This window comes from Mesorhizobium sp. M1E.F.Ca.ET.041.01.1.1, assembly GCF_003997355.1.
Taxonomy (GTDB): domain Bacteria; phylum Pseudomonadota; class Alphaproteobacteria; order Rhizobiales; family Rhizobiaceae; genus Mesorhizobium.
Genome location: NZ_RZSL01000461.1, coordinates 1 through 5,042 on the forward strand (window position 1 = coordinate 1; position 5,042 = coordinate 5,042).

The 5,042-nt window shown below is 65.5% G+C and carries 4 protein-coding genes; all 4 read right to left on the reverse strand.

What is annotated here, in order from left to right; genetic code table 11:
- A partial coding sequence (locus EOA38_RS27755) for a phosphoglycerate kinase (protein ID WP_145966094.1) occupies window positions 1-758 on the reverse strand: 758 nt, incomplete at its 3' end.
- 105 nt (window positions 759-863) lie between these two features.
- Entirely contained in the window at window positions 864-2,753 is a 1,890-nt protein-coding gene (locus EOA38_RS27760; protein WP_127300723.1) for a potassium/proton antiporter, read from the reverse strand.
- 165 nt (window positions 2,754-2,918) lie between these two features.
- Window positions 2,919-3,929 carry a type I glyceraldehyde-3-phosphate dehydrogenase gene (gene gap, locus EOA38_RS27765; protein ID WP_126091538.1) on the reverse strand — a complete coding sequence of 337 codons (1,011 nt, stop codon included), beginning with the start codon at window positions 3,927-3,929 and terminating at the stop codon, window positions 2,919-2,921.
- Between the two features lie 210 nt (window positions 3,930-4,139).
- Window positions 4,140-5,042, reverse strand: a 903-nt coding sequence (locus EOA38_RS27770; protein WP_281060122.1) for a transketolase C-terminal domain-containing protein, incomplete at its 5' end; no start/stop codon positions are given.

Consider the following 5,042-nt stretch of genomic DNA (forward strand, 5'->3'; position numbering starts at 1 on the left):
ATCATGATCTGCTTGGCGGTGCCGGCAAGGTCATGCTCGCACAGCGATTTGCCGACATCGGTGCCACGCGCGGCGAGGAAGGTATTGGCCATGCCGCCGCCGATGACCAGCGCATCGACCTTCTTCACCAGATTCATCAGGAGATCGATCTTGGTCGAGACCTTGGCGCCGCCGACAATGGCGACGACCGGCCGCACCGGATTGCCGAGGCCCTTTTCCAGCGCATCGAGCTCGGCCTGCATGGTGCGTCCGGCATAGGCGGGCAGCCGGTGCGCCAGACCTTCGGTCGATGCATGCGCCCGGTGCGCGGCGGAAAAGGCGTCGTTGACATAGATGTCGCCATTGGCGGCGAGCTTTTCGGTGAAGGCCGGCTCGTTCTTCTCCTCGGCCTTGTAGAAGCGGGTGTTTTCCAGGAGCAGCACATCGCCGTCCTTCATGGCCGCGACCGCTTCCGCGGCCTTGTCGCCGATACAGTCGGAGGCGAAACCGACCGGGCGGCCGAGCACCTCGGCCGTCGCCCGGGCGATCGGCTCCAGCGAGAATTCGGCCGACGGGCCGTCCTTGGGCCGGCCGAAATGCGCGAGCAGGATGACCCTGGCGCCTTTGCCGGAGAGCTCGGAAATGGTCGGCGCGATGCGCTCGATGCGCGTGGCGTCGGTCACCTTGCCGTCGGCTACCGGCACATTGAGGTCGACGCGCACCAGGACGCGCTTGCCGCTGACGGCGCCGATATCGTCGAGTGTCTTGAAGCCGGCCATGGTCGTTCCTTTCCCTCGAAAAAACGCGGCGACCTTACCCGGCAGCGGGGACGATGCAAGGTCTGCGTTAGGGCGTGCGCGCAAAAATAATGTCGCAGTGAGACATCAGCTTTCGCTGGTTGCCTTTTGTCCATCCGGTTCGGGCGCCGCCGTGTCGTTTGGCGCGTCCCCGGCGGCCTGCTTTTCCGCCGGTTTGCGCCAGTTGCGAATGAAGGCGGCGACGCGGTCGGCGATCTCGCCGGCGCTCAGGAAAACCGGCACGCGCGCCACCGGCGCGGTCGGCTCGAAGGACAGGCCAAGGCCAGTGATCCTGCCCTTCTCGTCGACATCGCGCACGATCAGCTCGATCGGACCGATCATCACGCGGTCGGCATATTCGGCGTGGCCGCCGAGCCGCTCCGTGACCAGTGCTGCGACGGTGAGCTTCTGCTCAGCGTCGGTGAGACCCGGCGCGTAGGCGGCTTCCAGCTCTCCCGCGGAGCGGGCCGGATCGAGGGCGAATGCGCCGAAGAAGTCCGCATCCTCGGGGTCGACCACGGCGCGGCTGGCGAAGAGCTTGTCGAGCAGGCGCGGATAGCGGTCCGGCACGAAGATGTAGACCTGATCGCCGGCGGTCAGCCGGCCCATGTCCTGGAAGCGCATGGAGCGGCCGTCGCGCAGCACCAGCGACGGCCTCGCCCAGCGCGGGATGCGCTCGCCGCGCGCCACCGGGCTGCCGGGCGCCACGCGATAGGCGAGCAGCTCATGATGCGCGGAGCCCGGAAGTTCGAGCTCGACCTTGTCGAGCGGTCCGAGCCGCGCCGGCACGATCAGGCCGAGGCGGCGCGCCAGGGGACCGACGGTCCAGCCCTGGACCACCAGCGACACAAGCACGATGATGAAGGCGACATTGAAGATCAGACGTCCTTGCTCGAGACCGCCGAGCAGCGGCGTGATGGCAAGCAGGATCGAGACCGCGCCGCGCAGGCCGACCCAGGAGACGAAGGCGACCTCCGGGCGCGGCAGGCGGAACGGGATCAGGCACAGCCAGACGGCTAAAGGCCGCGCCACGAAGATCAGGAACAAGCCCAGCATGATCGCCGGCGCCAGGATCGCCGGGAACTGCGACGGCGTGGCGAACAGGCCGAGGATCAGGAACATGATGATCTGCGCCAGCCACGACATGCCGTCCTGGAAGCGCTTGAGGATGGTGACGGCGCGGATGTCGGAATTGCCGGCGACGAGCCCGGCGAGGTAGACCGCGAGGAAGCCCGAGCCGCCGACGGCGCCGGCTGCGGCGAACACCATCAGCGAGAGCGTCAGCACGAAGATCGGCAGCAGCCCGTGGTCGAGGTTCAGTCGCTCGACGAGGCGCACGATTGCCATGCCGCCGAGCACGCCGATGACGGCGCCAAGCCCCATATTGATGAGGAAGCCGACTGCCAGATTGATGGCGAGAACGTTCGCCTCCGGGTTGGCGTGAGCCGCAATGATCTCGACCAGAGTGATGGTCAGGAAGATGGCGATCGGGTCGTTGGTGCCGGATTCGACCTCGAGGGTGGAGCGCACGCGCTCGCGCAAATGGATTTCGCCGGCGCGCAGCAGGAAGAACACCGCCGCCGCGTCGGTCGAGGCGACGGCGGCGCCAAGCAGCGAGGATTCCAGCGAGCTGAGATTGAGCAGATAGTAGGCCGCGACGCCGAAAATACCCGTGGTCAGGACCACGCCCACAGTGGCCAGCGACAGCGCCGGTCCGGCTGCCTGGCGCAAGGCGTTGAGCGGCGTGCCGAAACCGGAATCGAACAGGATGACGGCTAAAGCCAGTGAGCCGGCAAAATAAGCCAGGCGTGCGTTGTCGAATTCGATGCCCAGCCCATCGACGCCGGTGGCAAGGCCGATGCAGAGAAAGAGGAGCAGCAGGGGCGCGCCGAAGCGAAAGGCGATCAGGCTCGAAAACGCGGCGGCAACGACGAGCGCCGTGCCGACCAGCGTCACAAGATAGATCGCATGCTCCATCCGGAATTGCCCCTCAAATCCGCTCCCTCCCGCTTTACGGCAGAGTGGGGCGAAGACATGACCAGTGCAAGGCGGCGGCGTGGTTTTTTGCCCCATGCCGCTGATATGGAACGAAAACGCCCGGCCGAAGCCGGGCGTTTCACGCGATCAAAAGAAAGCCCGCGTTCAGGCGATGGTCTTGCCGAAGGCGACCGCCGTGTCGCCCATGCGGTTGGAGAAGCCCCATTCGTTGTCGTACCAGGAAAGCACCGAGACGAAGTTGCCGTCCATGACCTTGGTCTGGTCGAGCGCCGCGATCGAGGAGTGCGGATCGTGGTTGAAATCGATCGACACGTTCGGGTGATGGGTGACCGAGAGGACGCCCTTCAGCTTGCCCTGGGAGGCGGCGATAAGCGCCTCGTTGATCTCCTGCACGGTGGTCGAGCGCTTGGCGATGAACTTGAAGTCGACCACCGAGACGTTCGGGGTCGGCACGCGGATCGAGATGCCGTCGAGCTTGCCCTTGAGGTCGGGCAGCACCAGGCCGATCGCCTTGGCAGCACCGGTCGAGGTCGGGATCTGCGACAGCGCCGCCGCGCGGGCGCGGTAGAGGTCCTTGTGCATGGTGTCCAGCGTCGGCTGGTCGCCGGTGTAGGAGTGGATCGTCGTCATCATGCCCTTTTCGATGCCGACGGTTTCGTGCAGCACGGCGGCCAGCGGCGCCAGGCAGTTGGTGGTGCAGGACGCGTTCGAGATGACGACGTGGTCCTTGGTCAGCTTGTCGTGGTTGATGCCGTAGACGACCGTCAGGTCGGCGCCGTCGGACGGAGCCGAGACGATGACGCGCTTGGCGCCGGCGGTCAGATGCGCGGCGGCCTTGTCGCGGGCGGTGAAGATGCCGGTGCATTCGAGCGCGATGTCGACGCCGAGCTCCTTCCAGGGCAGCTGGGTCGGATCCTTGATGGCGGTGACCTTGAACTTCTCCGCGCCGACGGAGATCTGGTCGCCATCGACCGTCACCTCATGCGGGAAGCGGCCATGCACGCTGTCGTAGCGCAAAAGGTGCGCATTGGTCTCGACCGGGCCGAGGTCATTGACGGCGACGACGTCGATGTCCTTGCGGCCGGATTCGTGGATCGCGCGCAGGATGTTGCGGCCGATGCGGCCAAATCCGTTGATGGCAACTCTGACGGTCATTTTTCTCTCCCTAGGGGGCCGGAAAGCGGATGGGTCCGCAGCTTCATAACGGGGGACGGACAAAGAATCCAGCCGAGGATACCCGAATTTAAATCGATTAGGTTAGCCCAGCCCGACACAACCCATTGAATGATTTCGCCGGACCGGGGCCTTCCTGCTTCCATATGTCGCTCAAAACCGCTGTGCGCTTTTCAGCGACATGCAGTGACTTCACTTGCCGTGCAGGCGCGCTTCCACTGCTTTCGCCGCAGCTTCCGCCGTAATGCCGAAATGCGGATAGAGCTGCTCGATGGTGCCCGAGGCGCCGAAGCCGGTCATGCCGATGAAGATGCCGTCGCTGCCGATGATATGGTCCCAGCCCTGGCGGATGCCGGCCTCGATGGCGACCTTGATCCTGGCGTTGCCGATCGTCTTCCTGCGGTAGTCCTCGCTCTGCTGGTCGAACAGCTCGAAGCAGGGCACCGAGACGACGCGGGTCGGGTGACCGTGCTTCTCGAGCAGCTCGCGGGCGCCGAGGGCGACCTCGACCTCAGAACCCGTGGCGAAGATCGTCACAGCCGCCTCGCCGTTTGCCGCGGCGAGCTCATAGGCGCCGGAGGCGCTGAGGTTCTTCTCGTTGAATTCGGTGCGCACGGTCGGCAGGTTCTGGCGGGTCAGCGCCAGGGTCGAGGGCGTCTTTTTGGATTCCAGCGCGAGCTGCCAGCATTCCGCCGTCTCCACCGCGTCGGCCGGGCGGAACACGTTGTGGTTAGGAATGGCGCGCAGTGCCGCCATGTGCTCGACCGGCTGATGGGTCGGGCCGTCCTCGCCGAGGCCGATCGAGTCATGCGTCATGACGAAGATCGAGCGGATGCCCATCAGCGAGGCAAGGCGCATCGAGGGGCGGGCATAATCGGAGAAGCAGAGGAAGGTGCCGCCATAGGCGATCAGGCCGCCATGCAGCGTCAGGCCGTTGATCGCGGCGGCCATGCCATGCTCGCGGACGCCGTAGTGGACATAGCGCTGGCCGTAGTCGTCCGGCGTGATGTTCTTGGTCTGGCTGGTCTTGGTGTTGTTGGAACCGGTGAGGTCGGCCGAGCCGCCGATGGTTTCCGGCACCACGCCGTTGATGAC